Origin of the sequence: Sporobacter termitidis DSM 10068 (assembly GCF_900130065.1) — a bacterium.
Lineage (GTDB): Bacteria > Bacillota > Clostridia > Oscillospirales > Oscillospiraceae > Sporobacter > Sporobacter termitidis.
Genome location: NZ_FQXV01000008.1, coordinates 72349 through 97776, shown reverse-complemented (window position 1 = coordinate 97776; position 25428 = coordinate 72349). Strand labels below are relative to the sequence as shown.

19 protein-coding genes and 1 pseudogene are annotated in these 25428 nt (G+C 58.5%); 5 read left to right on the top strand and 15 right to left on the bottom strand.

The window, feature by feature from the left end; genetic code table 11:
- Positions 1 to 37: 37 nt before the first annotated feature.
- The 5 genes and pseudogenes from BUB60_RS12050 to BUB60_RS12030 all read right to left on the bottom strand — a co-directional run bounded on the left by BUB60_RS12050 (position 38) and on the right by BUB60_RS12030 (position 5037).
- Positions 38 to 1333, bottom strand: coding sequence for an ATP-binding protein (locus BUB60_RS12050; protein ID WP_073079327.1), 1296 nt, complete (start codon positions 1331 to 1333; stop codon positions 38 to 40).
- Positions 1334 to 1608: 275 nt separating this feature from the next.
- Positions 1609 to 1950: an SWIM zinc finger family protein gene (locus BUB60_RS12045; protein ID WP_073079325.1), complete on the bottom strand. Its 342-nt coding sequence runs from the start codon at positions 1948 to 1950 to the stop codon at positions 1609 to 1611.
- Complete coding sequence (locus tag BUB60_RS12040) at positions 1937 to 3058, bottom strand: tyrosine-type recombinase/integrase (RefSeq protein ID WP_159435401.1); 1122 nt, start codon at positions 3056 to 3058, stop codon at positions 1937 to 1939. Before BUB60_RS12040 ends, BUB60_RS12045 begins: the two co-directional genes overlap by 14 nt.
- 298 nt (positions 3059 to 3356) lie before the next feature.
- Positions 3357 to 4679, bottom strand: a pseudogene (feoB, locus tag BUB60_RS12035) (ferrous iron transporter B); the annotation flags it as partial.
- 118 nt (positions 4680 to 4797) lie between these two features.
- Positions 4798 to 5037: a FeoA family protein gene (locus tag BUB60_RS12030; protein ID WP_073079322.1), complete on the bottom strand. Its 240-nt coding sequence runs from the start codon at positions 5035 to 5037 to the stop codon at positions 4798 to 4800.
- Positions 5038 to 5162: 125 nt separating this feature from the next.
- Here BUB60_RS12030 and BUB60_RS12025 point away from each other — a divergent pair, with 125 nt between their 5' ends.
- The gene (locus BUB60_RS12025; RefSeq protein WP_073079321.1) at positions 5163 to 5645 is read left to right on the top strand and encodes a metal-dependent transcriptional regulator; all 483 of its coding nucleotides are present in this window, start codon (positions 5163 to 5165) and stop codon (positions 5643 to 5645) included.
- Positions 5646 to 5647: 2 nt separating this feature from the next.
- Here BUB60_RS12025 and BUB60_RS12020 read toward each other — a convergent pair whose 3' ends face one another.
- Positions 5648 to 6295, bottom strand: coding sequence for a class I SAM-dependent methyltransferase (locus BUB60_RS12020; protein WP_073079320.1), 648 nt, complete (start codon positions 6293 to 6295; stop codon positions 5648 to 5650).
- 82 nt (positions 6296 to 6377) lie between these two features.
- On the bottom strand, positions 6378 to 6830 hold the full coding sequence (locus BUB60_RS12015; protein WP_159435400.1) for a universal stress protein: 453 nt from the start codon (positions 6828 to 6830) through the stop codon (positions 6378 to 6380).
- Positions 6831 to 7063: 233 nt separating this feature from the next.
- Here BUB60_RS12015 and BUB60_RS12010 point away from each other — a divergent pair, with 233 nt between their 5' ends.
- The 3 genes from BUB60_RS12010 to BUB60_RS12000 all read left to right on the top strand — a co-directional run bounded on the left by BUB60_RS12010 (position 7064) and on the right by BUB60_RS12000 (position 12801).
- Positions 7064 to 9196 carry a sensor domain-containing diguanylate cyclase/phosphohydrolase gene (locus BUB60_RS12010; RefSeq protein WP_073079319.1) on the top strand — a complete coding sequence of 711 codons (2133 nt, stop codon included), beginning with the start codon at positions 7064 to 7066 and terminating at the stop codon, positions 9194 to 9196.
- Positions 9197 to 9878: 682 nt separating this feature from the next.
- Positions 9879 to 10826, top strand: coding sequence for a hypothetical protein (locus tag BUB60_RS12005; RefSeq protein WP_073079318.1), 948 nt, complete (start codon positions 9879 to 9881; stop codon positions 10824 to 10826).
- An 844-nt stretch (positions 10827 to 11670) separates the two neighbouring features.
- A complete protein-coding gene (locus BUB60_RS12000) occupies positions 11671 to 12801 on the top strand; it encodes an aldo/keto reductase (protein ID WP_073079317.1) in 1131 nt (376 codons plus the stop codon).
- A gap of 163 nt (positions 12802 to 12964) precedes the next feature.
- On the opposite strand, the gene cphA is transcribed toward BUB60_RS12000, so the two are convergent.
- The 3 genes from cphA to iadA are packed head-to-tail and all read right to left on the bottom strand — an operon-like array spanning position 12965 to position 17528.
- Positions 12965 to 15604 carry a cyanophycin synthetase gene (cphA, locus tag BUB60_RS11995; RefSeq protein ID WP_242941198.1) on the bottom strand — a complete coding sequence of 880 codons (2640 nt, stop codon included), beginning with the start codon at positions 15602 to 15604 and terminating at the stop codon, positions 12965 to 12967.
- Entirely contained in the window at positions 15576 to 16412 is an 837-nt protein-coding gene (locus tag BUB60_RS11990) for a cyanophycinase (RefSeq protein WP_073079316.1), read from the bottom strand. Before BUB60_RS11990 ends, cphA begins: the two co-directional genes overlap by 29 nt.
- An 18-nt stretch (positions 16413 to 16430) precedes the next feature.
- Complete coding sequence (gene iadA / locus BUB60_RS11985) at positions 16431 to 17528, bottom strand: beta-aspartyl-peptidase (protein WP_073079313.1); 1098 nt, start codon at positions 17526 to 17528, stop codon at positions 16431 to 16433.
- Between the two features lie 158 nt (positions 17529 to 17686).
- On the opposite strand from iadA, the gene BUB60_RS11980 reads away from it, so the two are divergent.
- A complete protein-coding gene (locus BUB60_RS11980) occupies positions 17687 to 18058 on the top strand; it encodes a DUF2512 family protein (protein ID WP_073079310.1) in 372 nt (123 codons plus the stop codon).
- A 922-nt stretch (positions 18059 to 18980) separates the two neighbouring features.
- On the opposite strand, the gene BUB60_RS11975 is transcribed toward BUB60_RS11980, so the two are convergent.
- The 5 genes from BUB60_RS11975 to BUB60_RS11955 form a co-directional block, all read right to left on the bottom strand.
- The gene (locus tag BUB60_RS11975) at positions 18981 to 19466 is read right to left on the bottom strand and encodes a VOC family protein (RefSeq protein ID WP_242941197.1); all 486 of its coding nucleotides are present in this window, start codon (positions 19464 to 19466) and stop codon (positions 18981 to 18983) included.
- 41 nt (positions 19467 to 19507) lie between these two features.
- On the bottom strand, positions 19508 to 21511 hold the full coding sequence (locus BUB60_RS11970; RefSeq protein ID WP_073079307.1) for an oxidoreductase: 2004 nt from the start codon (positions 21509 to 21511) through the stop codon (positions 19508 to 19510).
- A 347-nt stretch (positions 21512 to 21858) separates the two neighbouring features.
- Positions 21859 to 22875, bottom strand: coding sequence for an ABC transporter permease (locus BUB60_RS11965; RefSeq protein WP_073079305.1), 1017 nt, complete (start codon positions 22873 to 22875; stop codon positions 21859 to 21861).
- Positions 22872 to 24386, bottom strand: a complete 1515-nt coding sequence (locus BUB60_RS11960; RefSeq protein WP_073079303.1) for a sugar ABC transporter ATP-binding protein — start codon at positions 24384 to 24386, stop codon at positions 22872 to 22874. The genes BUB60_RS11965 and BUB60_RS11960 overlap by 4 nt, the downstream gene beginning before the upstream one ends.
- Positions 24387 to 25379 (bottom strand): ABC transporter permease, encoded by a 993-nt coding sequence (locus BUB60_RS11955; RefSeq protein ID WP_073079301.1) that lies wholly within the window; start codon positions 25377 to 25379, stop codon positions 24387 to 24389. It lies immediately after the preceding gene.
- Between the last annotated feature and the right edge of the window lie 49 nt (positions 25380 to 25428).

The following is a 25428-nucleotide window of genomic DNA, read 5'->3' as shown; positions in this document are numbered from 1 at the left end:
TCAACTTCTCATTCGCTATTTTCAATTGGTACCAACATTACACGCAAAATGCGGCGTACAGCGGCACCGTCTTTTTCCCATCCTCAAATCCAAAGTTTTTGGTGGACAGTTTGATGGCGTACTGCGGTTTATGCGTATCCATGTAGACGTTCAGGCTTTTGGCCTTCGTGTTATCCGCCGACTTGACCTCTAGGGGGATAATCTTGCCCTCCCGCTGGATGATAAAATCCACCTCGGCGCCGCGCTCGGAGGTCCAATAATAGCTTCTATATTCATTCGCGGTGAGTTGGCAGCAAACGTAATTTTCCGTCATGCCACCTTTGAAATCATCCAGCTCGCTTGAAAGATATATAACGTCCTCGGCGACGATATCTTTCTTGGCGCAAAGCAGACCCACATCGGACACGTAAGTCTTGAACGAATCAATGTCCCGATAGTTTTCCAGCGGCTTCTTGGGCTGCTCCACACGGTAGATACGGGTAACGATGCCGGAGAGGGACAGCCATTCAATGGCGTTTTCAAACTCCGCCGCTCGCGCCCCCGTTTTTATCAGCTTATATTGAAATCGGGTATTCTTCTTTGAAAGCTGGACGGTAATATTGTCATAAACCAGCCTAGTTTTCTTGATTTCATTTTGCGAGTTATATTTGCTCATGTCGTTGAGATAACTTTGAAGTACCATATCCTGCGTGTGTCGCACCAGGATAAAATCTCTGGTTTCCAGGTATTTGCTCACGCAATCCGGCATGCCGCCCACAACCAGATACTGACGGTAAAACGTCAGCGCCGCATCATGCAGCACAGCCGGCATAGGCGTATCGTTCTGGAAGCAGCCTTTAATCTGCCCGACAAGCTCGCTTTCACCGCAGGCCAGCAAAAATTCCTCCATATCCATGGGATGGAGCGTTTTCATATCTACTTTGCCGACCGGAAACGAAAATCGCTCCCGATTAACCGCTACGCCCAGCAAACTGCCGGCAACGATGATATGATATTCGGGCGCATTTTCACAGAAGTATTTCAGCGAGGTCAGCGCCCGTTCGCAAAGCTGCACCTCGTCCAGCACGATCAGCGTCTTTTCACGAATGATGGTTTGCCCCGACATACGTGATAAAATGGGGATCAGGTAGCCAGGGTCGATACTCTCTTCAAAGGTTTTAACAAGCAATGGGTCTGTTTCAAAGTTAAAATAGGCGACGTTCTCATACTGCGTCCGCCCAAACTCAAGAATGGAATAGGTTTTACCTACCTGCCGCGCGCCCTGTAAAATCAAGGGCTTGCGGTAGGGGCTGCTCCTCCATTCTGTCAGATATTCCATGATTTTGCGGTACATCAAAGTGCCTCCATATGGATAATAACGCTATTGTATTATATTATCGCGTAAAAATCAAGGGAATATTCTTGATTATCTACATTATATCACGCGAATAAGCGATTTAGATTTTTGGTGACTTGTTTTTCCCTGTGAATATGCGGACGCCATTTGCTCCAGTGTTAATTCTCCGCACGGATTTTTTTATATGCTAATCTGCGCAAATTTCGCTTGTCCTCGGGAAACAGTAAAAGCCGGGCCCATAACGGTTCGGCTTTTACTGTTTTAAATGATGTTTATTGAGGGTATTCCTCTCGGATCGCACTAAGTGCGGATTGCAAATCATTGCAATCTTGTGACAGCATAATATCTGCGCCAATCAATGTCGCTGCAATGTGAGGGCATACGCCGGATTGTCCACAATCGCAGTATAGCTCTTCAATATCCAGATTGTCATACAGAACAACCTCAGTCTGGATTTCTCTGCCTCTTTCGATGAATTCCGCATTAAATACCAATTCTTCGTCTTGCTCCATACGAATCAGAATATCACCGTGCAGTAAAGCATTAGCCTCGTTTCCTAGTCCCTCATTAAGTCTTTCAACGGCGTCTACGATATTCATCTTATGTTTTTGCATTATTTTTTTCCTCTTTCTTTTTATTAGTAAGTAATCGATTCAAAATTTCAGCGCTACGTAGCTTTGATGTAAACTGCAGATGCGAATAAAGATCAGCGGTGGTAGAAATAGTGCTGTGTCCCAGCCACTGTTGGACCTCAATAAGCGGTATCTGAGCATTAATCAGAAATGTGGCGCAGGTATGTCTAAGGTCGTGGAATCTTATTTTGCGCAGCCCGCTTTTCTCTAGCATCGAGGAAAATCCTCGACTCAAATTGTCTGGCACCAGTATCTTCTCGCTTTCATCCAAACACACATATCCGGACGCCTTGCGCCTAGCTTTCAACAGGCAGTCGATAGCCGGCGGCATCGGAAGCGTGCGGTAACTGGACTTTCGCTTCAAGATGTCCCGCGCGACCAAGCTGGTTTTTCCGTTGACCTCGATTTGAGTAACTGAATGAATAATACGTATAACATGATTTTCGAAGTCGATGGCTTCCCAACGCAGTCCCAACACCTCACTGCGACGCAGACCGTAAAACAACCCCAAAGTCACCGGAATTTCAAGAATTGAGCCGGTAACTGCCCGCAGTAGTGCCGTTGCGTCCTCAACAGAGTAATAACCTGCGAGATAATCGGCTTTCCGCGGACGTGTCACCCGATCGGCAGGGTTCGATGGGATCAGTTCCAACGTAACCGCTTTTTGCAGCGCCTTACGGATATTCGCGTGATGACGCAACACCGTTGTTGGCGAAAGGCCTCGAGTTAATAAGGTATCGTAGTAGCCCTCAATATGCTTTGGCTTTAACTGACTCAACAGAGTACTCCGTTCCTGAAAATACGGAATTATCGCGGATTTAACCACATATGAATATGTCGCAAACGTTGTCGGAGCGACTGTCGGCTCAATCTGCCGCAGCCATTCCTCCATATAGAGGGCAAAGGTTATCTCGGTCGGCTGAGATATGCCTTGAAACTCCACACTAAACCGTCTGCGTAATTCCAATAGCATTTCTTCTGCACGCTTTTTATTCCCCCTTTCTTTTAGATGAGTAGAAATAGATTTCGTTTTTCGCTTTCCACTCGGTTCTTTGTAACTAAGAATCATGTGCCAATAGCCATTTTTCACTCGTAAGTGTCCTGCTACCATTAAAATATAACCACCTTTCAAACTAGGTAGTTATAACTATAGCAGTCATGACAATTCATGCCGGCAGACGTAGCGGACTCAAAATCCGCCGCTGGCAACAGCAACGTACACAAAAGGTTGGTCAATTCCCGTTTTACAGATTTATCAATATTCTCACTTTGTAAACCCTCCATCCTTATCAGCACCTGCTTGTCCCATTTATCTCCGGACATTGCGGGTGCTTATATTTATTTGGAACTATATAGAAACCGGCTGATTGCAGCTGTTTTTATTGGTAGCATAAATTGCCTACGCACATGGTGAGCGCCTGTTTCCCGTGGGCACAGGCTTTTCTGAAAAAATTATCGAGATTGAAGGCGATCCGGGGCAGATAGCCCGAGTCCTCCAGGAGCGTGAAGAGCGGGAAGAAGATTGCCATCGGGGGCAGCATGACGGAAACGACCCACGCCAGCGTTCTGTACACCCCGTCCACTAAAAGGCCCTTCAGCCAGGCCGGGGCCGAGAGCCAGGCAAACAGCGCCGAAAGTCTGTCCTCCAGCCAGAACAATCCGTCGGCCAGCCAGCCGGAGGGATAATTCGCCCCGGTGATCGTTACCCAGAACACGCCGAACAAAAGCAGGATCATTATGGGGATGCCGGTAAGCTTTGAGGTCAGGAGCTTATCGATTTTGCGGTCCCGCGCCGCGTAATTGTTTTTTTCAAACATCACGGTTTCGCGCCCGACGCTCTCGCATGTCTCCACGATCCTGGTGACGACGCGGTCCCTGAAGCTGTCGCCCGTCACCCCGGCTTCCTCGAGATAATCCCTGGCCTCCGCGATATTCTTAGACAGCTCGCCGTGCCGGACAATGTCGACCCCCAAATATTCCTCCAGGGACCTGAGCAGGCTCTCGTCCCCTTCGAGGATCTTTAAGGCGCTCCAGCGGCTGCTGATGCGCCCCTGCAGGACTTTTTCGAGGGCTGGCTCAAGCATGGCGACGGCCTTTTCGACCTCGCCGTCGTATACGACGCGCAGCGGCGCGGTATTCCCGCTTTCTTCCGCCAGGGCCGCCACCGCGTCCATCAGTCGGTCGAGGCCTTTGCCGCTGCGGGCGCTGGTGCCCACCACGGGCACGCCCAGCCTCTTTTCCAGCAACGCCAGATCGATATGTATTTTCTTTTTTTTTGCTTCGTCCATCAGGTTGACGCAGACGACAACCTTATTCGTGATCTCAATTGTCTGGAGCACCAGATTCAGATTCCGCTCCAGACAGGTGGCGTCGGCGACGATCACCGTCACGTCCGGCCCGCCGAAGCAGATGAAGTCCCGCGCGATCTCCTCCTCCGCCGAATTCGCCATGAGCGAATATGTCCCCGGTATGTCTACCATGACGAAATTTTTGCCTTTGTGCCAATACCGGCCCTGCGCGTTCGTCACCGTCTTTCCGGGCCAGTTCCCGGTGTGCTGGTTCAGGCCGGTTAGGCCGTTGAACACCGTGCTTTTCCCGACGTTTGGGTTGCCCGCCAGCGCGACAACCTTATCCTGCTTTGTGATTTTTACAATATTCAGGCCGCAGCAGCTCAGTACGCCGGCCCCCGTCGATTCTCCTGTCAGTCCCACTGTTGATTCTCCCTTATATAATTTGGGGCGGAATCCGGTCCGGTACGCCTTTTCCGCGCGATACCTCTCGCGGTTTATGTACGCGCAGGGCCCGGAGCCCGACCCGCCCCATGTTCGATTATGATACCGATACCATGATTTTGCTTGAGATATCCGAGCGCAGGGCTATGACGGCGCCCCGGATGAGATACGCCACCGGATTGCCGGATGGGCTCTCATACAGCGGCTCGATTTCCGTGCCGCCGACAAGGCCCAGATCCAGCATACGTCTTCTTGTGGCGCCATCTGTTGTAAGCGCCGCGACGCTGGCTCTTTTCCCGATCGGCAGCTGATTGAGAGGTATCTGGCTGATATTCATATGAAGTCCTCCAAAAAAGATAGCGCAGGGAAAATAAGTTTCCCTACGCTAATATATGGCTCCTAAGCTGGATGTGTTACGAATATACTGAATTGATTCGAGAAAATTTAAAAAGGTTGATTCGTATGAATGACAATGAAAATTCGAGCTTCCGGACCGTTCGGGGATATCAGCTTGCCAATCAGCAGGAAGGGCAGCTGACCCCCGCCATGGAGGACTATCTGGAAATGGCCTACAGGCTCTGCCTGCAGAATGAGTATACCCGCGTGGGCAAGCTGTCGGAGCTTTTAAATGTCAAGCCCCCGTCCGCCTCCAAAATGATCTTCAAGCTGGCGAACCTTGGATTTCTGGAATACGACCGATATGAGATCATCCTCCTGACGGAGAAGGGCCGGGAGCTTGGCGCCTATCTGCTGCGCAGGCACAACACGGTGGAGGAGTTTTTAAAGCTGATCGGCTGCGCTAATCCGCTGGAGGAGGCGGAGCTCATCGAGCACTCGCTCAGCCCTTCCACCGTCCGGGATCTGAACGACCTGCTCGAGTTCTTCAGCAGCAACGCGGAGGCCCGGTCAGCGTACGAAGCATACAGGGCAGGCAAGGGCAAGTGAATTTAAAGGATACCCCCTTCGCCGCGCTCAGGCTTTTTTGCCGCCACTTCCCAGAGCATTTTGGGCTTCTTGTACCGGTCCATCCGGTATTCGCCCACATGGAGCTTTTCCCAGCCGGCAAACAGCGCGTCTATCTGAGGTTGGTCAAAAAACCTTTTTTCGGTCCCGCCGATGCGGTAAAAGTTTTCCTCAAGGCGCTCCCCTTGCCCCGCGCCGTAATGAACGTCGCTGACGGAGTTCAAGCGGCACAGCAGAACGCCGCCGCTTTGAAGGACGCGCCCGATATCGCCCACGATCCGCACCGTGTCCGCCCAGCTGAAATAGTGCAGGCACAGATCCGCGATAACGACGCGGAAGCCGCCGTCGTCAAAGGGCAGGCCGTCCCGCATGTCGGCCACCATGCCCCGCGCCGCCGGCACCTCCGCCCTCAGCACCGCGATCGCCTCCTCGGAGATATCGCAGCTGACGACCTGAAATCCCCGCTCGGTGAGATAGAGGCTGTCGTTGCCATGGCCGCAGCCCAGGTCCAGCACGGGCTGGCGCCGCGATGCCTCCAGGACGTCTCCGTATTTCTCGAGCCACAAGTCGTAGACGGGCTTTAAGCTCTGGCGGCCCGTCCTTATTCCGCTCCTGTTTTCCGCCTCGTTCATCGTGCCCTCCAATCATCATACGCCGGTAAAGATAAAACCTCCGTTCATACTCTGAGCGGAGGTTTCGTGTTTTCAGGCTGTTTTATTCCTTGACGATCAGCACCGAGCACGGGGCGTCCTCGATGACGCGCTTGGCAACGGAGCCGATAAAGAACCGCTTGACGGGGTTCAGGCCGCGGTGCCCCATGACGATGAGGTCGTATTTCCCCTGGCACGCCGCGTCTACGATTTCGGGGTGGGCGCTGCCGACCCTGACGAGCTTGCCGACGGTGATGCCCGTACAGTCGGCGCTTTTGATCATGGTGTCGAGCAGCTTGTCGGCGCTCTCCTCCTTGATCTTGATGAGCGTATCGCGGACGCCGGCATATTCCCCGGAGATCGCGATTCCCATCTCCGTATATGCCACGTCGCTTTCAATCTCGACGACCGAGATCAGCGTGACCTCGGAGCCGTATTTCTTCGCGATGGACACAGCCTCCTCGAAAGCCTTTTTTGACGCGGCGGACCCGTCGACCGGGACAAGTATCTTTTTCAATGAAATCACTCCATTTTTGTACGTTTTATTGGTAAGCACATCATAGCATATCCCGGCAAAAAAACCAAGCCGGTTTTTGATTCAGACCGGCGCCGCCTGTCCGCCCGTTCGGCCTGCTGATGAAATTTTCGTATTTTTTATCTGGACAATCGAGAGAAAAAAGACGAAAATAGTAAATAAAGTACATTAAATGGGAAGTGGACTTTTGTTGTTAAAACATGAGGTCGGCATTCATGGATAATTCGCTGAATAACAGCGTCCTTCGGCATATGCCGCTGGCGTATGGCCTCCACAAAATCATCCCGGACGACGGCGGCCGCCCCCGCGATCTTGAAATTGTGGACGTCAACGGGAAATTTGAGGAGCTCACCGGGCTTTTCGCCCGCGATATCATCGGCCGCCGCGCCTCGGAGGTCATCCCGTGGCTTCTGGACGGCGGCTTTGTCTGGCCCGCCTCCTCCGGGGACGGCGCGCAAACGGGCGCGCCCCTCCGCTGTGAGCGGTATGCGCAGGCATTGGGCCGCTGGTTCTTCGTGGAGGGCTATTGCCCCGAAAAAGGATACTGCGTCACGCTCTTCTCAGACATCACCGAAGAAAAGGACAAAGCCGGTGCGGCGGCCGAAGGCGAGCGGAAGCTCCAGCGCTATCTGGACTTCGCCCCTCTCGGCCTCATCGTCGTCAGCAACCGGGCCGGGCTCGAGGAAGCCAATCCCGAAGCCTGCCGGATCACCGGCTATACGGCCGGGGAGCTCTGCCGCCTGAATCTCCAGCACCTCATTGAGCGGAGCAGCCGCATCATGGCGCTCATGTTTTTCAAAGACCTCCTGACCGCCGGCGAGGCCGCGTGCCAGCTGCAGATCAAAACGAAATCAGGCCAGACGCGGTGGCTGACACTGAACGCGCGCACGGTCTCCGAGGACCGCCACGCCATCTACTGCCAGGACATCACCTCCTACAAGGCGCTGGAGGACGACCTGGTGGAAAGCGAGCTTTTATACCGCACGTTTATCAACGCCAGCAACGATGTCATTTACCTGAAGGATGAAAATCTCCGGTACGTCATCGTCAACAACGCGCTTTTGGACCAGTTCGGCTGTGAGGGCTCCGAAATCGTCGGCAGGACGGATTTTGAGTTCCGCCCGGGGGACGTCTCCTGTCAAGCGGAGAGCACCGACCGGGAGGTCATCGGGCGCAAAACGGGCAGCGTCTCCAAGATGGCGGCCGACGGCAAGATTTTTGAGGCCGTCAAGTTCCCAGTGTCCATTGGCAGCAGGAAAACGGGCGTGGGCGCCTATATCCGGGACGTCACAGAGCGGGAAAGGGCGTTTGACGAAATCAAGTACCTGAGCTACCACGATCATCTGACGGGCCTGTTCAACAGGCGGTATTTTGACAGCGTGCTGAAAAGCATGAACGACGAGCGGTTCATGCCCCTGGCCGTCGTGATGGCGGACGTCAACGGGCTCAAGCTGATCAACGACTCCTTCGGGCACACCGAGGGCGACGCACTGTTGAAAAAAGCCGCCGAGGTCATCACCCGGGGCTGCCGGAAGGACGATATCTCCGCCAGGATCGGCGGCGACGAATTCGTCATCCTCCTGCCAAATACCGACAGTACGGAAGCCGGCAAAATCGTCCGGCGCATCAAAAAGCTGCAATCCAAGGTCACCATCCGCCAGCTGAAGCTCTCTCTGTCCTTCGGCTACGCCGTCAAGCACGACGTCCGATCCGATATCGAGCTGGTCGTCTCGGAGGCCGAGAACAAGATGTACAAGAACAAGATGCATGAGAGCGCGACCACCCGCAGCAAAACGGTGGGCATCATCATGCAGACGCTCTACGAGAAATGTATCGGCGAGACGGAGCACTCCAACAGGGTCAGCCGGATTGCGGCGGCCATCGCCACGGAGCTGGGGCTGAACCCCGAGCAGGTCAATCAGATCAGCGTCGCGGGCCTTTTGCACGACATCGGGAAAATCGGCGTGGACGAGCGCATCCTCAACAAACCGGGCATTTTCACCAGAGCCGACCGGGAGGAGATAGAAAAGCACGCCGAGTCCGGCTGGCGCATCCTGTGCAATTCCGACGAATACGCCCTGCTCGCCGACTACGTCCTCTACCATCACGAGTCCCCGGACGGCAAGGGCTACCCCAGGGGCATCAAAGGCGACTCGATCCCCCTGGAATCAAAAATCATCGCCGTCAGCGACGCTTTCGACGCCATGACGAACGACCGCCCGTACAGAAAGGCGCTCACCAGGGACGAGGCCGTCTCCGAGCTGGAAAAGAACTCCGGCTCGCAGTTTGACCCGGAGGTCGTCCGCATATTTGTGGAAAAGGTCCTCAGCGGCGGCTATGATATCTGACATGCGGCCTGAGGGCTGCCCCCTGTATGCGGGGGTGTCGGCAAACTAAAGGGCTGCCGTTACGGCAGCCCTCAGATTGTCGATAAAGCCCTTTGGGCTTTATCGACAAGTGGATACATGCAGCGCGCTCAGCCGCGCGCTGCATGAGAAGAGTCACTCCGGAGGCGCATGTCCTCCTGCGTGACAAATGATGAATTTATTTGCCGCTCCGGCGGCAAACTCTGCGAGGCTTTCCCCCTTGTGTATAAGTCTTTTGGCAAACTAAAGGGCTGCCGTAACGGCAGCCCTTTTATTTATCGCTGATTGAATAATCCTCGTCTTTGTAGATCATATCATCGATATCTTCATCTTTTGGGTCGGAATCATCCGAATACGATACATGTTTCATAGCGATACCCTTATTAATTAACGCCGGACAGCCGAGCTTTCGCGCTCCGCGCTCTCCAGCCCTTTCGTTATAACAGTATATGCTATTATATCAATATTTTGTAAAATGTCAAGCCTAAATTTTCGATCATCCGTATTGAACCGGCAGGTGAAAGCTGATATGATCGTTTCGGAAAAAGGATATTTATATCAAAAAGATTTTAAAGTAACTGTAATTTTGCCGGGTCGCACACGCGCCGCCGCATTGGCGGGCATGTCTCCGGCAAAGACATATTACAGCCGGAGGTTTAGGGCTTTGGACCGGTTTAAGCGCGCCATATTCCCGATGCTCATATTTTTCATCATCGTCGTCGTCCTGGTGTACCGGCTGTCGTCCTGCACGGCAAGCAGCACCCTGAGCGGTGGCGCAGCGCTGCCGTCATCGACGGCGTCCCCGGCAGCGCCGTCACCCACGCCGGCCTCTTCCTCCGGCCCGGCCGGTAATTATACAAATGACGGCATCACGGCGTTTTATAAGGGCGCGGGCTTTGACGTCCAGGATATCCGGGACGCGGGCGGCGCCACCGTCGTCCGGTATGGCGCGCCCGGCGCCGACGGCCGCGCCCTGTCGAGCTTCGCCTGGTTTGACAGGGCCACAGGCGCCCGGGACGTGGTGGCCGCCGGTGTCTCCGTGGACAAGTACGAGATCACGCCGGATAAAAAGCTGACGATTCTGACGACAGGGAAGGATGATCAGAGCGGCAGCCAATGGTTCCCGGAGCTCTGCACCTCGGCCTTTAACGACGCCGCCGAGGCGCTTCGGTACCTCAACGGGACAAGCCCGTATTTCATGCCGCTTGCCCAAAGCTTCACGCTGGGCACCGACAGCCCCGCCAGCCTGAAAAGCATCACCCTGGATGTTGACGCCGTGACCGTCAGCTTTGCGCCGCGGCCCGGCCGGGAGCACGGGTCCATGCCCAGGGCGACCGTCGCCAGCGGCAACGGCTGCTGCTACGTCACGTTTTACGGCACAGCGCTATCCTCCGGCTTCAAAGCGCCGAAGGCCGGCAGCGGAGACCAGCTGCGCAGCTTCGTCTCCGTGAAATACGACGGAGCAAATACGGTCCTGACCCTGAAGCTCGGCCCTGAGACCGACCGCTACAACGTCTCGGCAGGCTTCTCCCCCGACGACGGCATGCCCTACGCCGTACTGAAGTTCCGCAGCAACGACGCCATCTATCCAGCCTACCCCGCCGGCTGGTAAACTGCCCCAAGGCGCGGGCCGTGCGGGTAAGGAACGGCGGGAGCAAGCCCCCGCCCTACAGTATACTTGCAGTCGCTGCCGCGCAGACAGAGAAGGCACGTCTGGGAAGCCGCGGCTACGCAGGAACGTGACGCTATCCCATGCAGACCCCCATACTGCGAATAGAACTCCTGCCTCCCCGCAGCGTTGTCATTCCCGCGAAGGCGGGAATCCACGTATCCCCGTCCTCGTAGGGGCCGCCGCCCTCGGCGGCCCGCGCCGCATTGCCGTGCTGCGCAATGTGCGGATATAGAACTTTTCCCCTGCTGTTCGGCAATTTGATACAAAAAACAGGACGATACCAAATCGTCCTGCTTTATTTTCTGGCGGTGTCTGTCGAAAAACCTAACGCTTGATTAAATATTTTTCGTAAAATATGTTGAATATACCTTCAATATATTGAAATAACGGACATACGTTCTTGGAGGTAAGCCGCTTAAAGGAAATTGGTAACACACATGCGGCAGACACCGTCTTGCTTCGGTCGTCCGACTCTGCCCGGCGGCATATTTATGCAACCAGCGGAACATTGGCGCCGGCGTGAACGCCGGCGCATAAATGCTGTAATTTTAGATCGACAATAAATTGAACTTACATTCATTATATTTTTCGTCTATACTTCCCGCGTGATGGCGGGAGCGACGGGGTTTCCGGATATACCGGCGGGGATGCTTCACGGCGCGCGCTTCCGCAATTTAACAAGTCTTTGCTTGACGCGGGCGCGCGCTTGTACTATTCTGTAGCTAATCATAACGCCTGCTGCGGCCGACGGCCGCACGGGCCGCATTTATTTAGGAGGTCAATTATGGCTTATTTGGGTGAAAACATTAAGAAACTCGGCTTCGGTCTCATGCGGCTGCCCATGCTCGGCGGCTTTGACGGCGAGGTCGACCTGGAGCAGATGAAAAAGATGGTCGATCTGTTCATGTCCAAGGGCTTTACCTATTTTGACACCGCTTACGGATACGGCGACGGCAAGTCCGAGGCCGCGGCGAAGGCGGCGATCGTGGACCGCTATCCCCGCGAGAGCTTCCAGCTGGCCACAAAGCTCCCGGCCTGGGCCGGCCCGAAAACCGCCGAGGAAGCCAAGCAGATGTTCTGGACGTCGCTGGAGCGCACCGGCGCCAAATACTTCGACTTCTATCTCCTGCACAACATCGGCGGCAGCCGGCTCGATTCCTTTAACAAATTCGGCATCTGGGATTTTGTCCGCGAGCTGAAGGACAAGGGCCTCGTGAAGCACATGGGCTTTTCGTTCCACGACTCGGCGGACCTGCTGGACAAGGTTTTGTCCGAGCACCCCGAGATGGAGTTCGTCCAGCTCCAGATCAACTACGGCGACTGGGAAAGCGGCGGCGTGCAGTCCAGGAAATGCTACGAGACGGCGATGAAGCACAACAAGCCCGTGATCATCATGGAACCCATCAAGGGCGGGTCCCTGGCCAATCTCCCGGAGAGCGTGGCCAATATCCTCAAGGACACGGACCCGGCAGCGTCCCAGGCCTCCTGGGCGATCCGCTTCGCGGCCTCGCTCCCCAACGTCATCACCGTTTTGAGCGGCATGTCCACGCTGGAGCAGATGGAGAACAATCTCTCCTATATGGAAAACTTCAAGCCCCTCAGTGAGAAGGAAAAAGCCGTCGTCGAAAAAGCGCGCCTGGCGCTGGAGTCGATTCCCCGCGTGCCCTGTACCTCCTGCGAATACTGTGTCAAGGGCTGTCCCCAGGGCATCCGCATCCCCGGCTATTTCGACGCGATGAACCGCTATCTCGTCTACAACGACCTAGGCGCGGCCAAATTCGGCTACGCGCTGGAGCAGAAGTTCGGCAGCGCCAAGGGCTCCGAATGCGTCGAATGCGGCGCCTGCGAGTCCGTCTGCCCCCAGAAGATCAACATCGTCGACGAGCTGAAAAGGGTCGTCGCGGCGCTTGAGTAAGGCTGTAATATCAGAAAGGCACGGCTGCCAGGGCAGCCGTGCCTTTTTTGTCGCCGCGCGCTTTCGTCGGGGCAGACCTCGTCTGCCCTCTTGCGCCATGCTGTGGAAAACGGCACAGGGCGGACACAAGGTCCGCCCCTACGCCTTTATGCGCCCGAATTTTTTACACGGAGGCCAGCACCCGGTTATTGGCCGGAGCATACTGCTTCTGCGCGCCGGCTTCGGTCAGGAATTTCTGCAGGCGGCTGAGCTTTTCGTAGAACACCACGATGAGGTCTCCTTCTTTTGATTCGGCGATAGCTTTTTTCAGCGCCTCCAGCTCGTCCTCGACGACGGCGGCCTGAGAGGGCGGGAATCCGGCGGCGAGGACGGCATCGCAGAGAAGCCGGGCGACCTCGCCCTTTTCCCTGCCCCGCTTGTCCGTGTCCTCCTTGACGAGGATGCGGTCAAAGGTCTTGCCGCTCATTTCGCCGACTGCCCGGATGTCTGCGTCGCGCCGGTCCCCCGGCATGCCGATGATGCCGACAAGGCGGCGGTGCTCCAGGTTTTTGCACGCGCCGAGGACGGTTTCATACCCGGCCGGATTGTGGCCGTAATCCAGCATCACCGTGACGCCCCGGCAGTCGTAGAGCTCGAACCGCCCGGCGTTGTCCGTGAAGCTCATAAGCCCCGCCTTGATCTGGGTCGCCGGGATGCCCAGGCCGTACAGCGCCGCCGCGGCGGCCAGCGCGTTGTCGATATTGCAGCCGATGGCGCCGCCCAGCGTGATGGGGATTTCCCGCACATGGGCGACGTTGTACGTTTCCCTGCCGTCCCTGATGCGTATCCAGCCCCCGTCGTTGTAAACGCGGACGCAGCCGAGGCGGGTAAACTGCGCGTCGGCCTTCATGTCGTTGTAAAAGAGAATGGGCCGGGCCTTGATGCGCTTTAATACGGCCGGCGTCGTGGGGTCCAGCGCGTTCAGGACGGCGGCGCCGTCCTCCCTGACCGCTTCGGCCACGAGGGATTTCACATACACCAGATCGTCCAGCGTGCTGACGCCGTCCAGCCCCAGATGGTCCTCGGTGATATTCGTGATGACGCCCACGTCGGCGGCCTCATAGCCGAGCCCCTCGCGGACGATGCCGCCCCGCGCCGTCTCCAGCACCGCCGCGTCGATGGCCTTGTTGGACAGGAGCGACCGGGCGCTCAGGGGCCCTGAGTTATCCCCCCGCGCGATGCATTTTTTCCCGATGAACGTGCCCCCGGTGCTCGTCAGGCCCACCGTCATTCCCGTCGTCATCAAAACGTGCTGGATGAGCCGTGCCACCGTTGTTTTCCCGTTCGTCCCTGTCACGGACACGATGGGGAGACGGACCGACGACGCGCTCGGGAACAAAAAGTCCACAATGTCCTTGGCCACGTTGCGCGGCTGGCCCACGGAGGGATACAGGTGCATCCTGATGCCGGGCGCCGTGTTGACCTCCACGATGACGCCGCCGGTGTCGAGGATCGATTTTGAAATATCCTCCGTGACAATGTCGATGCCGGCGATATCGATGCCCAGGGCGCCCGCGGCGCAGACGGCAAGGTCGGCATTGTCCGGGTGGATGATATCCGTGCAGTCCACCGCGGTGCCGCCGGTGGAGATGTTGCCGTTCTGCCGCAGCTGGACCGTCACGCCCGAGGGGACGACCGTCTCCGGCGTCATGTCCTGCTTTTTCAGGAGCGCCTCGGCAACGTCGTCGAGGCGGATCCTCGTGAGCGGCTTTTCATGCTTTTCGCCCCGGTTCGGGTCCTCGTTGACGATATCCACAAGCTCCCGGACCGTGTGCGCCCCGTCGCCCGTGACGCAGGCCGGAACGCGCCGCGCCACCGCCCGGACTGCGTCGCCCACGACGAGGACGCGGTAGTCATCGCCTTTCACAAACTGCTCGATGATGACGCCCTTGGAATATTTGGACGCGCGGCTGAACGCCTCCCTGATCTCACCCGGGCTCGTCAGGTTCAGGCGGACGCCCTTGCCCTGGTTGCTGTCCAGTGGCTTGACGACGACGGGCGTCCCGATTTGATTTGCCGCCATCAGCGCCGAAATCTCCGAATAGACCACCTTGCCGTACGGCACGGGTATCCGGTGCTCGCCCAAAAGGTATTTGGACAGCTGCTTGTTGCTGGAGATATCCGCGCAGACGCAGGCCGTGGCGTCCGTCAGCGTCGATTCCACCAGGCGGGAGTTTTTCCCGTACCCCAGGCGGACGAGGCTTTCGTGGCCGATCCGCGTCACCGGGATGCCGCGTTTTTTCGCCTCGTCGACGATGGCGGCCGTCGAGGGGCCCAGCTCCGCCTCCGCGGAGATTTTGCGGAGATAGTCCATAAACTCGCCGATGCGGATATCGTCGCCGCAGATCAAATGGTTCAGGATAAAAACGGCGACCTTCGCACATTCCTGCCCGCAGACCTCGTTCTGGTACTCGTAGACGAGATAGTAAAGGGACGGCGCCGTGATCGTCCGCGTCCGGCCGAAGCTGACCTCATAGCCCAGGACATACTGCATTTCCAGGATTACATGCTCCAGCACGTGGCCGAGATAGGTGCCCTCCCGGAGCCGGTCCAGAAAGCCGCCCTCGTAGCCGAGGCCGCAGCAGTTTTTCCTCAGCCCCGGAAGCAGGCTGAGGAGCTTGTCGTTGAACATGGGGATATCCTTCGTCGGGATATCGCCGTAGGCGCCAATGTCGACCGTCATCTTCATGACGGGCTTGTGGCTGTAGATATTTTTTCCGCTGTAGATCGTCAGTTCACTGATGCTGATCTGATTCGCCTTCATCTGATTTAAAACGTATGACCTTTCTTTTTAATAAATCGAAGCCGTAGCCCTGCGGCAGCACGCTCACCTTGACGCCGACAATGGCCAGGATCTCGTTTTGCTGCAGCTCGGAAACGTTGGAGCTTTCGATGGTGCTGCCGTCGATGACCGATACGGCGTTCGTGCCGATGACCTCGAAATGCAGGTCCGGAAAAACCTTGACGGCGGTGTCCTCGTCGATGCCGATACCGATGACCTCCGGATTTTCCGCGATGCCGCACAAAAGCCGGCCGAACCGGCCGCGCTGGTCGAAATGCTGGTCGATGATCACGCCGCCGATGAGCCCGAGGCCGGGCGCCATTTTCAGGGTGCATTTTTTTGCCGGCTCGTTGTCGTCCCCCTTCACGATCATCGTCGAGCTCATGACGGATGCGCCCGCCGACGTGCCCATGACGATGCCGCCGGAGGCGTAAAGGCTCTTCAGCGCCGCGCCCGCCGACGTACCGCCCAGGATGCTGGTGATCCGCAGCTGGTCCCCGCCCGTCATGAAAACGCACTTTGACCGGCGTATTTTCTCAATATACGCCTCGGTGCCCGCCTCCTCCCGTGTGGCGATGTTCAGCACCTGGACGTTTTTTACGCCCAGCCGCGAAAATACGGACAGATAATTCTGCCCCACCTCCTCCGGCTTTTCCGTCGCCGTCGTCAGCACGGTGAGCACGTCGCTGCCGCCGAGCATCTCCGACGCCTGCTTGAGGATGACGCTGCCGTCAGTCTTATCTTCCGCCCCGCCGATAATCAGCAGATGGCCTCTTGTTACAGTTTCCAATGTATTCTCCCCGCCGTCTCAGGCCGTCCTGTCAAGGAGTAACCGGCCCATGGCAAAAAGCAGTTTGATGTGATAGCCGCCGTCCGTCACCAGGATATCCGCGTCGCCGCCTTCGCGCAGCGCGCCCTTGTTCAGCTTCAGGACCTTGGCCGGATTTTCGGTAAAAAGCCTTACCGCCTCATGGGGCGGCAGGACCGATTGCCTTATTATTTCCACAAAATCCGAATATAATGCCGATATCTTGCCGGCCCCGCCGGCCGGCGTGCTGCCGCCGGCGTCCGAGCTCACCGTGACCCTTGATAAAGCCCCGCCGTCGGCTGCCAGCGCCCGGACGGCCTCCGGCACCGTGAGGCCCGCCTGCTCCCCGGCCGTCAGATCGATGCGCCCGCCGCTCCTTACATAGTCGGCGGCCTGCCTGAACAAATCGGGATTCCTGTTCGTGTGCGTCGGGACGAACATCTCCAGCGGGAGGTCGGATTCCCGGACGGCCTCCCGCAAAACCCGCAGGCCGTCCTTCCCGTCGCCCACGTGCAGGTGGACCACCCCGGCCTTTTCTGTCAGCAGGCCGCCCAGATGCACCTCCGCGGCGATTTTGACGAGGGCGCACGCGTCCGGGCTGGTGGAGCGGTGGTCCGCGATGGCAATTTCACCCGCGCCCACCACCTTGTCGATAAACGTCATATCGGTGAGCAGGCTCCCCGTCAGCGTCACCGGCGGGACGGCGTAGCTGCCGGCGTAGAGGTATGTGGAAAGGCCCTGGGCCTCCAGCGCTTTCGCTTTGGCGTACAGCGCCTCCATGCGCCGGGTAACGCCGTCGGCGCCCAAAAGCCCTACCACGGCGGTGACGCCCGCGCTAAGTATCTCCTCCGCGCTGAGCTCGGGAAGCCTGCTCTGAAATCCCTGTTCTCCCCCGGCGCCCAGGATATGGACGTGCTGGTCGATAAACCCCGGGAATGCGGTGAGCCCCCGGCAGTCGACGACCTTTTCAAACAGCGGACTGCCGGCGATTTCGCCGGGCGGCGCGATTTTATAGATTTTCGAGCCGGCGATGAGTATATCCTTTTCCCCGGCCGGCTGCGGGCAGCAGCACGTAACGCTCCTGAGCAAAGTCAGCATAAATATCCGTCACCTCCGACGATGATATTTTGCAGACAAAACGCGAATCTATACGGCGCGGTAAATATTTGTTGCGCGGCCCCGAAGAATACAAAACTTAAAGGCGGTAAATCTATAAGCATCATTACGGCGTTAACGCCTCAAAACAAAGGTGAATTATGAAGCATCTCATCGCGCTGCTCTTTAAATTTATTATGGTCTTTATTCTTTTGGAGATTATGCTGGGGCTGCTCACGGCCCTGTCCTTCGGCCAGGCCCTCGTCGTATCGATTGCCGTGACGGCTGTCTCCTATCTCATCGGCGATCTTTTGGTCCTGGCCTTTTCCAATAACATCGTCGCCACGCTGTGCGACGCTGTCTTGTCGTTTCTGACGATCTATCTGTTCAATTACTGGTCAAATTACCCGACGATATCCGCCGTCAACGCGGTCATCTGCGCGCTCGTGCTGGCCATCGGCGAGATTTTCTTCCACCGGTTCATGGTCAGAACCGTCTATCCCAACCGCCGCAAAAGCCGCAAGCGCACATAAGCCGCGCGGCGGATAACCCGGGAGGAAGGATGCCCGCGTAGGGGCGAACTGTGTTCGTCTCCGGCAGTTCTATTAGGTTAACTCAGGAGCCCGTCAATCTAAAGGCTTCCCCTGGGGGAAGCTGTCGGCGCAGCCGACTGATGAGGGTCCGCCGCAGGCGGTTGAACTAAAAACCGTGTGACGCGCCGCAAGCCGCCCTCATCCGTCACGGCTTCGCCGTGCCACCTTCCCCAAGGGGAAGGCTACCAGTGCGCAGCAGCTTTGCTGAGTTAACCTAATAGCCATGTTCATGAATCGCCCCTACATAAAACTATAAGGATTTCCATGCCAGCTTTGTACGGCGCCGTGCCGGCAAGGTTCCCTCCTTCAGTCGCCTGCGGGCGACAGCTCCCTCGTCTGAGGGAGCCGGGGAAGAACGGGGATACGCGCGCGGCATGTAGGGGCCGCCGCCTTCGGCGGCCCGTTCCCCGGGGTGCGGTGCGAGGGGACGGCATGGATTGTCTTCGTAGGGGCGAACTGTGTTCGCCTGCTTCTGTCGGCGCGGCGGTGGCCTGTGGGGAAGGACCGACGGGGCGATGTGGGCTTCGTCCCCTGCGACGGATTCGACAGGAAAACAGGCTTGTATTGGATGAAAAAGGGCTTCTATTTGATGTTTTGGGACTGATTTGGAATAAAAATGCCTTGTAAACCTTTAAAAGGGGGCAGATTGGCGCAATATTTTCCTTGATATGTTACGAAAGTATTAAGCGTTGGGGGCTTGAAAAGCGGTCAAAGCGTTGGGGTTACTGGATAATTGATTTTCGAGAATCTTAATTTGTGCTATATTTATATTTTTAAAAACGCCGATTGGGGGCGTTTGTCGTTTTATGTCGAATGAGTATGCGGGTGGGAAGACGGCTTTCTCATAACGGAAAAGGCACGCTCAGTATGTTATACTGAGCGTGCCGATGAGGGGATCGCGGAGCGCTGACACAGCGCCGCAGCGGCCTGTCTGCGCCGGCGGCGTCACCGTTTCGGAAAGCGGCGTCACTCCGTGGGACAGAGGCAAAACGGATGGCCCGCGGGGTCCAGCATCAGTCTTGGCGATGTCGCCGAAGTATTGGGTATCCGCAACCGTCGCGCCGCACGAGAGCGCAAATTCGACCGCCGCGTTCACGTCGTCGGCATTGAGGTCCAGGTGCATCATCTGTGCCTGCTTTCCCGCTTCCCAGGGCCAGACGGGCGGGGTGTAATCCTCCACCGTCTGAAAGCTGAGCAGCTGCGCGCCGTCGGACGACCTGATCGCGGCCCAACCGTCCGCGTCGTGGAATTTTTCCCAGCCGAGAAGCCTGGCGTAAAAATCCGCCAGACGACCGGCGTTGCCGGCGTCGATGCATAATGCGCCCATCGATATCGAAGCTTTGCTCATGTTTTTTTACCTCCTCCGCCGCCTCAGGGCGGCTTTATCTGTCACACCCGGCCGATATCGCGGGCGGTCGACCAGGCCGCCTGAGTGGCCGAAAAGATGTTGCGCGGCGTTACGCAGTCGCCGAGGGCGTGAAACTCCGGCGCGGCGGCGGCAAGGGCCTGAGCCTCCTCGCGGAGGGGGCGCTGCCCGACGGCGTAAATAATCGTGTCGGCGCCGATGGTTTGGACGCCGTCCGGCCCTTCGACGGCGATACCGTTATCGTTAATCTCCAGCGCCTTTGTGGACGTGCGGATCGTCATATTCGGCAGCTTTTTAAGATACTCCCGGATGGCGATGCCGTGGACGAGCGGGTCCCCCACCACCATGCCCCCGAAGGCGGAGAACCGCTCGGAGGTCTCCTTGTCGTCGGGGGAGGCGCAGGTGCGCGGCAGCAGCTCCACAACCGTCACCTCCCGGCCCGTTTCGGCCAGATAGACGCCCAGCTCCAGTCCCACGAGGCCGCCGCCCAGGATGACCGCCCTTTTGCCCACGAGCTCCGGCCTGTCGTAGACGTCCTCGGCCCCGAAAACATTGTCGCCGTCGATGCCGGGGATGCGCGGCGCGACGGGCCGGGAACCGAGCGCCGCGATGACGACGTCGGGCTTGAGTGCCGCCACGCTCTCCGGCGTCACTTCCGTGTTCAGGCGCACCTCCACGGTCGACCGGGAGATGAGCCGCGCCTGGAGATCCAGATACTCCTCCAAATGCTTCTTGAACGGAATATGCGCCTCGCAGCGCAGCACGCCGCCGAGGCGGCCGGATTTCTCGCACAATATGACCTTGTGGCCCCGCTCTGACGCCGTCAGCGCCGCCTGCATGCCGCCGATGCCGCCGCCCGCCACGAGGACGGTTTTCTTTTTGCGGGGCGGAATGTCGAACATGCTTTCCAGCTCGTTGCCGATGACGGGGTTTGTGGCGCAGTAAAAGACACCGCCCATCGTGGAGTAGGAAAAGCAGTTGTAGCACCGCAGGCACCTGTTGATCTCGTCCTCCCGGCCCGCCCGCGCCTTCAGCGGCAGGTTCGGGTCGGCCAGCGTCTGCCGGCCCAGCGCCACCACGTCGGCCTGGCCGGAGGCGATGATCTCCTCCATCATAACGGGGTCCGTCAGCGCGCCGACGGTGGCCACCGGCGTTTTGACATGCTTTTTGATCTCCGCGGCCAGATGGACGTTGACGCCGTCCGGCATGAACATGCTGGGGTGCGTCACCATGCTGGCCGCGTCGATCTCATGGTGTCCGGCGGAGACGTGGATGAGGTCCACCTTGCCGTCCAGCGCTTTGGCGATGGCCGTGCCGTAATCCAGGTCATACCCGTCGTCGCCTAAGTATTCCGCGCCGCTCAGCCGAATTTCGACAGGGAAGCCGGGCCCCACGGCCTTGCGGATTGCCTCGATGGCTGAAAGCGGAAAGCGCATGCGGTTTTCAAAGGTGCCGCCCCAGCGGTCCGTCCGCTTGTTGTCCCGGGGCGACATGAACTGCGAAAACAGCCAGCCGTGGCCGCCGTGGATGGTGACCATGTTGAACCCGCACTGGCGGGCAAACGCCGCGCCCGAGGCAAACAGGCCGATCAGGCGCTCGATCCACGCCTCGTCCATGGCCCTGACCGGCACGCCGTCCGGGCGGACGCCGTCGGTAAAGCCGTAAATAAAGCCCTCCCGCTCCGCCATCACGTTGGCGTTGATGCCGGCGTGGTTGAGTTCCGCCGACGCCACGGCGCCGTGGCGCGTGATGGCGTTGGCCGTCAGCGTGAGGCTGACCTTGCCCCTGACGTCGTCGCCGCGCAGCTGGAAGGGATGGCTGTGCCCGGCCCGGGAGTCCACCATGAAATCGCCCACGCAGACGGAGGCGTACCCCCCCTGCGCCTTCAGCTCGTAAAACGCCGTGCCGTCCTTCGTCAGAAACCGGTCGGACGTGAGCCCGGGAAAATCCTGGGGCGAGGCGAATATCCTGTTGCGGAAAAGCTGCTTCCCCAGCTGGATCGGCTCGAAAAGGTGTTTATATTTCATAATAAAATCCGGAACGTCTGGCGCTCCGCCTCCTGTTACCTGCGATTATATCACGCAATGCCCCGGTGTGAAAATATGGAATTTCGAGATGGGCGGCGGGGAACGACGGCGGGCCGCCCCCTTCCAAGGCTCCCTCAGACGAGGGAGCTGTCGCCCGTGGGCGACTGAAGGAGGGAACCTTCCCGGCGCGGCGGAAACTCACACTCAGCCGCGCGGCACAAGCTTCACTCCTTCCGGCGCTTCGCGCCACCTCCCTTGTCCGAGGGAGGCAAGGCCGTAGGGGCGGTACGAATGAGGACGCGGGCGGCACGGACGGGGATAGCGGCGGCAAGGGCAGAGCCCTTGCCCTACCTTGTTACCGGGATCTTTTCCGGCGGTTTTTTTGTCCGCCGGCGCGTCAGGCCCTGGCTGCGGCGGCTGGTGTACATGTTGAGCGAGACGGCGGCGATGATGATGACGCCCTGGACAAACGTGGTGTAATCGGAGGGGACGCCCAGGAGGATCAGCATGTTGTTGATGATGCCGACCAGGAGCGCGCCGAAGATGGCGCCCACCACGCCGCCCTCGCCGCCGGCCAGGTTGAGGCCGCCGACGACCATCGCCGTTAAAACATTGCCCTCGTAGCCGCCCGCAGTGGTGGGGCCGGCCTGCATGTTCATGGATGCCAGGATCATGCCGCCGATGCCGGCCGAAATGCTGCAGATGACGTAGGAGACGAGCACGGTGCCGTTCGTTTTGACGCCGACGAGCTTTGACGCCACGGGATTGCCGCCCGTGGCGTACAGCCGCCGCCCGAAGACGGTTTTGCCCAAAATGACGGCGCAGAGGACGGCATAGAGGATAAAGATCACCTCCGGCATGGGGATTGCCCCGAACAGCCTGGCGTTGCCCAGCTGATACAGGATGCCCTTGTCGATGATCTGCACGAAGTGGCCGCCCGTGACCAGCAGCACGAGCCCGTAGACGATATACTTCGTCGCCAGCGTCACGACGAATGCCGGGATGGCGAAATACGTGACAAGGACGCCGTGGACAATGCCGACGGCGACGCAGGCGGCGAGCCCCAGCAGGACGCCCGTGATAAACCCGGCCGCCGTATACCCGCTGCTCTGGGCGCTCATGGCCAGAATCGACGCCGTCATCGCCGCCATGGAGCCCACCGACAGGTCGATGCCGCCGAGCAGCACAACGAAGAGCATGCCGCAGGCCATGATGCCGTACAGGGAGATCGCCAGCAGGATGCTGGAGAAGTTCGACGGCCTGAAGAAATTCTGCTGGAAGACGGCCATGACGACCGCGATGATGACCAGGATCGTCAGCCGCTGACCCCAGGGGTTGCCCAGGAAACCGATCACCTTTTTCATAGCGCGGCGCCCTCCCCGGTGTGCTGGCCGGAGGCGGCCAGCAGGACGGCGGACTGTGTCGCCTTTTCGTGCTCGAATTCCTCAAAGAAGCGGCCGCCGTACATGACAAGGATGCGGTCGGAGACCCGGGTCAGCTCCTCCAGGTCCGACGAGACCATGACGACGATGGAGCCGGACAGCGCCAGGGCCCGCATGTAGTGATACAGCTCGTGCTTGACGCCCACGTCGACCCCGGCCGTGGGTTCGTCCAGGAGCAGCACCCGGGGCTTCCGGGACAGCCACCGGCCGAGGACCACCTTTTGCTGGTTGCCGCCGGAGAGATTGCCCACCGGCAGCTGCCGCACCGGCGGGCGGATATCGTAGCTCCTGATGGCCTCCGTGGCGAAAGCGACCTCCTTTTTCCGGCTGACAAAGCCGAAGCTGGCCAGTCTGTCATAGCTGGCGGCGGCGAGATTTTTCTCGATGGACAGGAGCGGCACGAAGCCCTCGCCGCGCCGGTCCTCCGGCACCAGGCCGAAGCCGGCCTTGATGTTTTTCCCAACCGACCGGCTCACCGGCCTGCCGTTTAAGGCGATTTCGCCGCGGCTGGGCCGGGCAGCGCCGTAGACGCACCGGATGAGCTCCGTCCTGCCGGAGCCCACGAGCCCGCCGATGCCGAGGATTTCACCCCCGTACGCCGTAAAGCTCACGTCCCGCAGCAGGTCCTTGTACCAGAGCCCTTTGACCTCCAGGCGGTTGCCCTCGAATCTGTGGCGCCGCTCCCTGTTTTTGTCCTCCTTGAGTTCGTGGCCGATCATCATGGCGGTGACCTTTTGGGGCGTGATCTCGTCCCGCGTCAGAACGCCGACGTTCTCCCCGTCGCGCATGACGGTGAGCCGGTCGGCCAGCCGGTAGATCTCCTCCAGCCGGTGGGAGATATAGAGGATGCTCGTGCCCTTTTTGCGCAGGCTGTCGATCGTCTCAAAGAGCTTCTCCGTCTCCGAGGCGGAGAGGGACGCCGTGGGCTCATCCATGATGATGAGCCGGGCGTCCATGGACAGGGCCTTTAAAATCTCCACCATCTGCCGCTGGGCCATGCCCATGGAGCCGACGACGGCCGCCGGGTCCAGGTCGAAGCCGTATTTGTCGATGAGCGCGCGGACGCGCCGGCGCATCTCTTTTTTCCGCGTGAGGCCGTAACGGCTCAGCTCCTGCCCGATAAAGACATTCTCCGTGACGTCCAGCGCCGGGAACAGGCTGAGCTCCTGATAGATGACGGATATCCCGCGCTCTCGCGCGTCCTGCCGGCAGGCGATGGCCGCGGGCGCCCCGTCGATGAATATCTGCCCCTCGTCCATGGCGTAGACGCCGGTGATGATCTTGATGACGGTGGATTTGCCCGCGCCGTTTTCGCCCATCAGGGCGTGCACCTCGCCGGGCCCGATGTCCAGGTCCACGCTTTTCAGGACGGGGATGCCGCCAAACTGCTTGCAGATGCCCCGGCACGCCAGCAGGGAATTGTTCTCTGCCATTTAAACGACCGCCTCCTTCCTCTCTACGGGGCGCGGTTTTTTCTGGCCGAAGCGCAGCTTGTTGAACTGCGCGTCAAACGCCGTGACCAGCACGATGATGGCGCCCATGAGAATCCACTGGTAGGCGATCGGCAGATTGTACTTGTAGATGCCGTTGAGGATGAGCTGCATGAACAAGCCGCCCAGGAACGCGCCGACGGCGTCCCCGCGCCCGCCGCCCAGGACGAGCCCGCCGACAACGCAGGCGGCGATGGCCTCAAACGCCACGTCGCTCCCCAGCGTCACGGGCGCGGCGGCGTTCTTGGCCACGACAAAGGCGGCGGCGAGGCCCGCGCAGGCGCCGCAGATGACAAAGCCGCTGCCCTTGATAAAATCGTTGTTGACGCCCGACATGAGCGCCGACCTGGCGTTGGAGCCCTGCGCGTATGTATGCAGCCCAAAGGTCGTTTTCGTCAGGACAAGCATCATGACGATCATGAGGACGACCCAGACCGCCGTGATATTGTAGATGCCGCCGATCTTGCCGCCCAGGAAGGTGAAGCTGGCGTTCGTGATCGCCCGGGACTGGATGATGCCGCCCTCCCGGAAGGCGATGAGCATCGCCAGACCCGAATAGACGAAGCCGGAGGCCAGCGTGGCCACGAACTCCGTCAGGTGCACCCGCGTTACCAAAACCGCGTTTAAGAGGCCGCAGACGACGCCGGTCAAAACACCGGCCAGCAGCACCAGGGCGCCGGGGATGCCCGGGATGAAGGAGAGTCTGGCGCACACAAGGCCCGACACGGTGACGATGCCGCCGGTGGACAAGTCGATGCCACCGCCGATGATCACAAAGGAGGCCCCCAGCGCGACGATGCCCACGAGGGCCGATTCCCTGAACAACTCAACAAGGTTCCGCGCGTCCAGAAACGATCTGGTGGTAAACGAAAAGATGACTGCCAATATCAAAACGAGCAGCACCGATATGATTCTACGGATGTTTTTTGTATTCATTCTTTCTCAGGACCTCCAATATCAGCGGAGTTCTTGCAGTTTTCGCCGG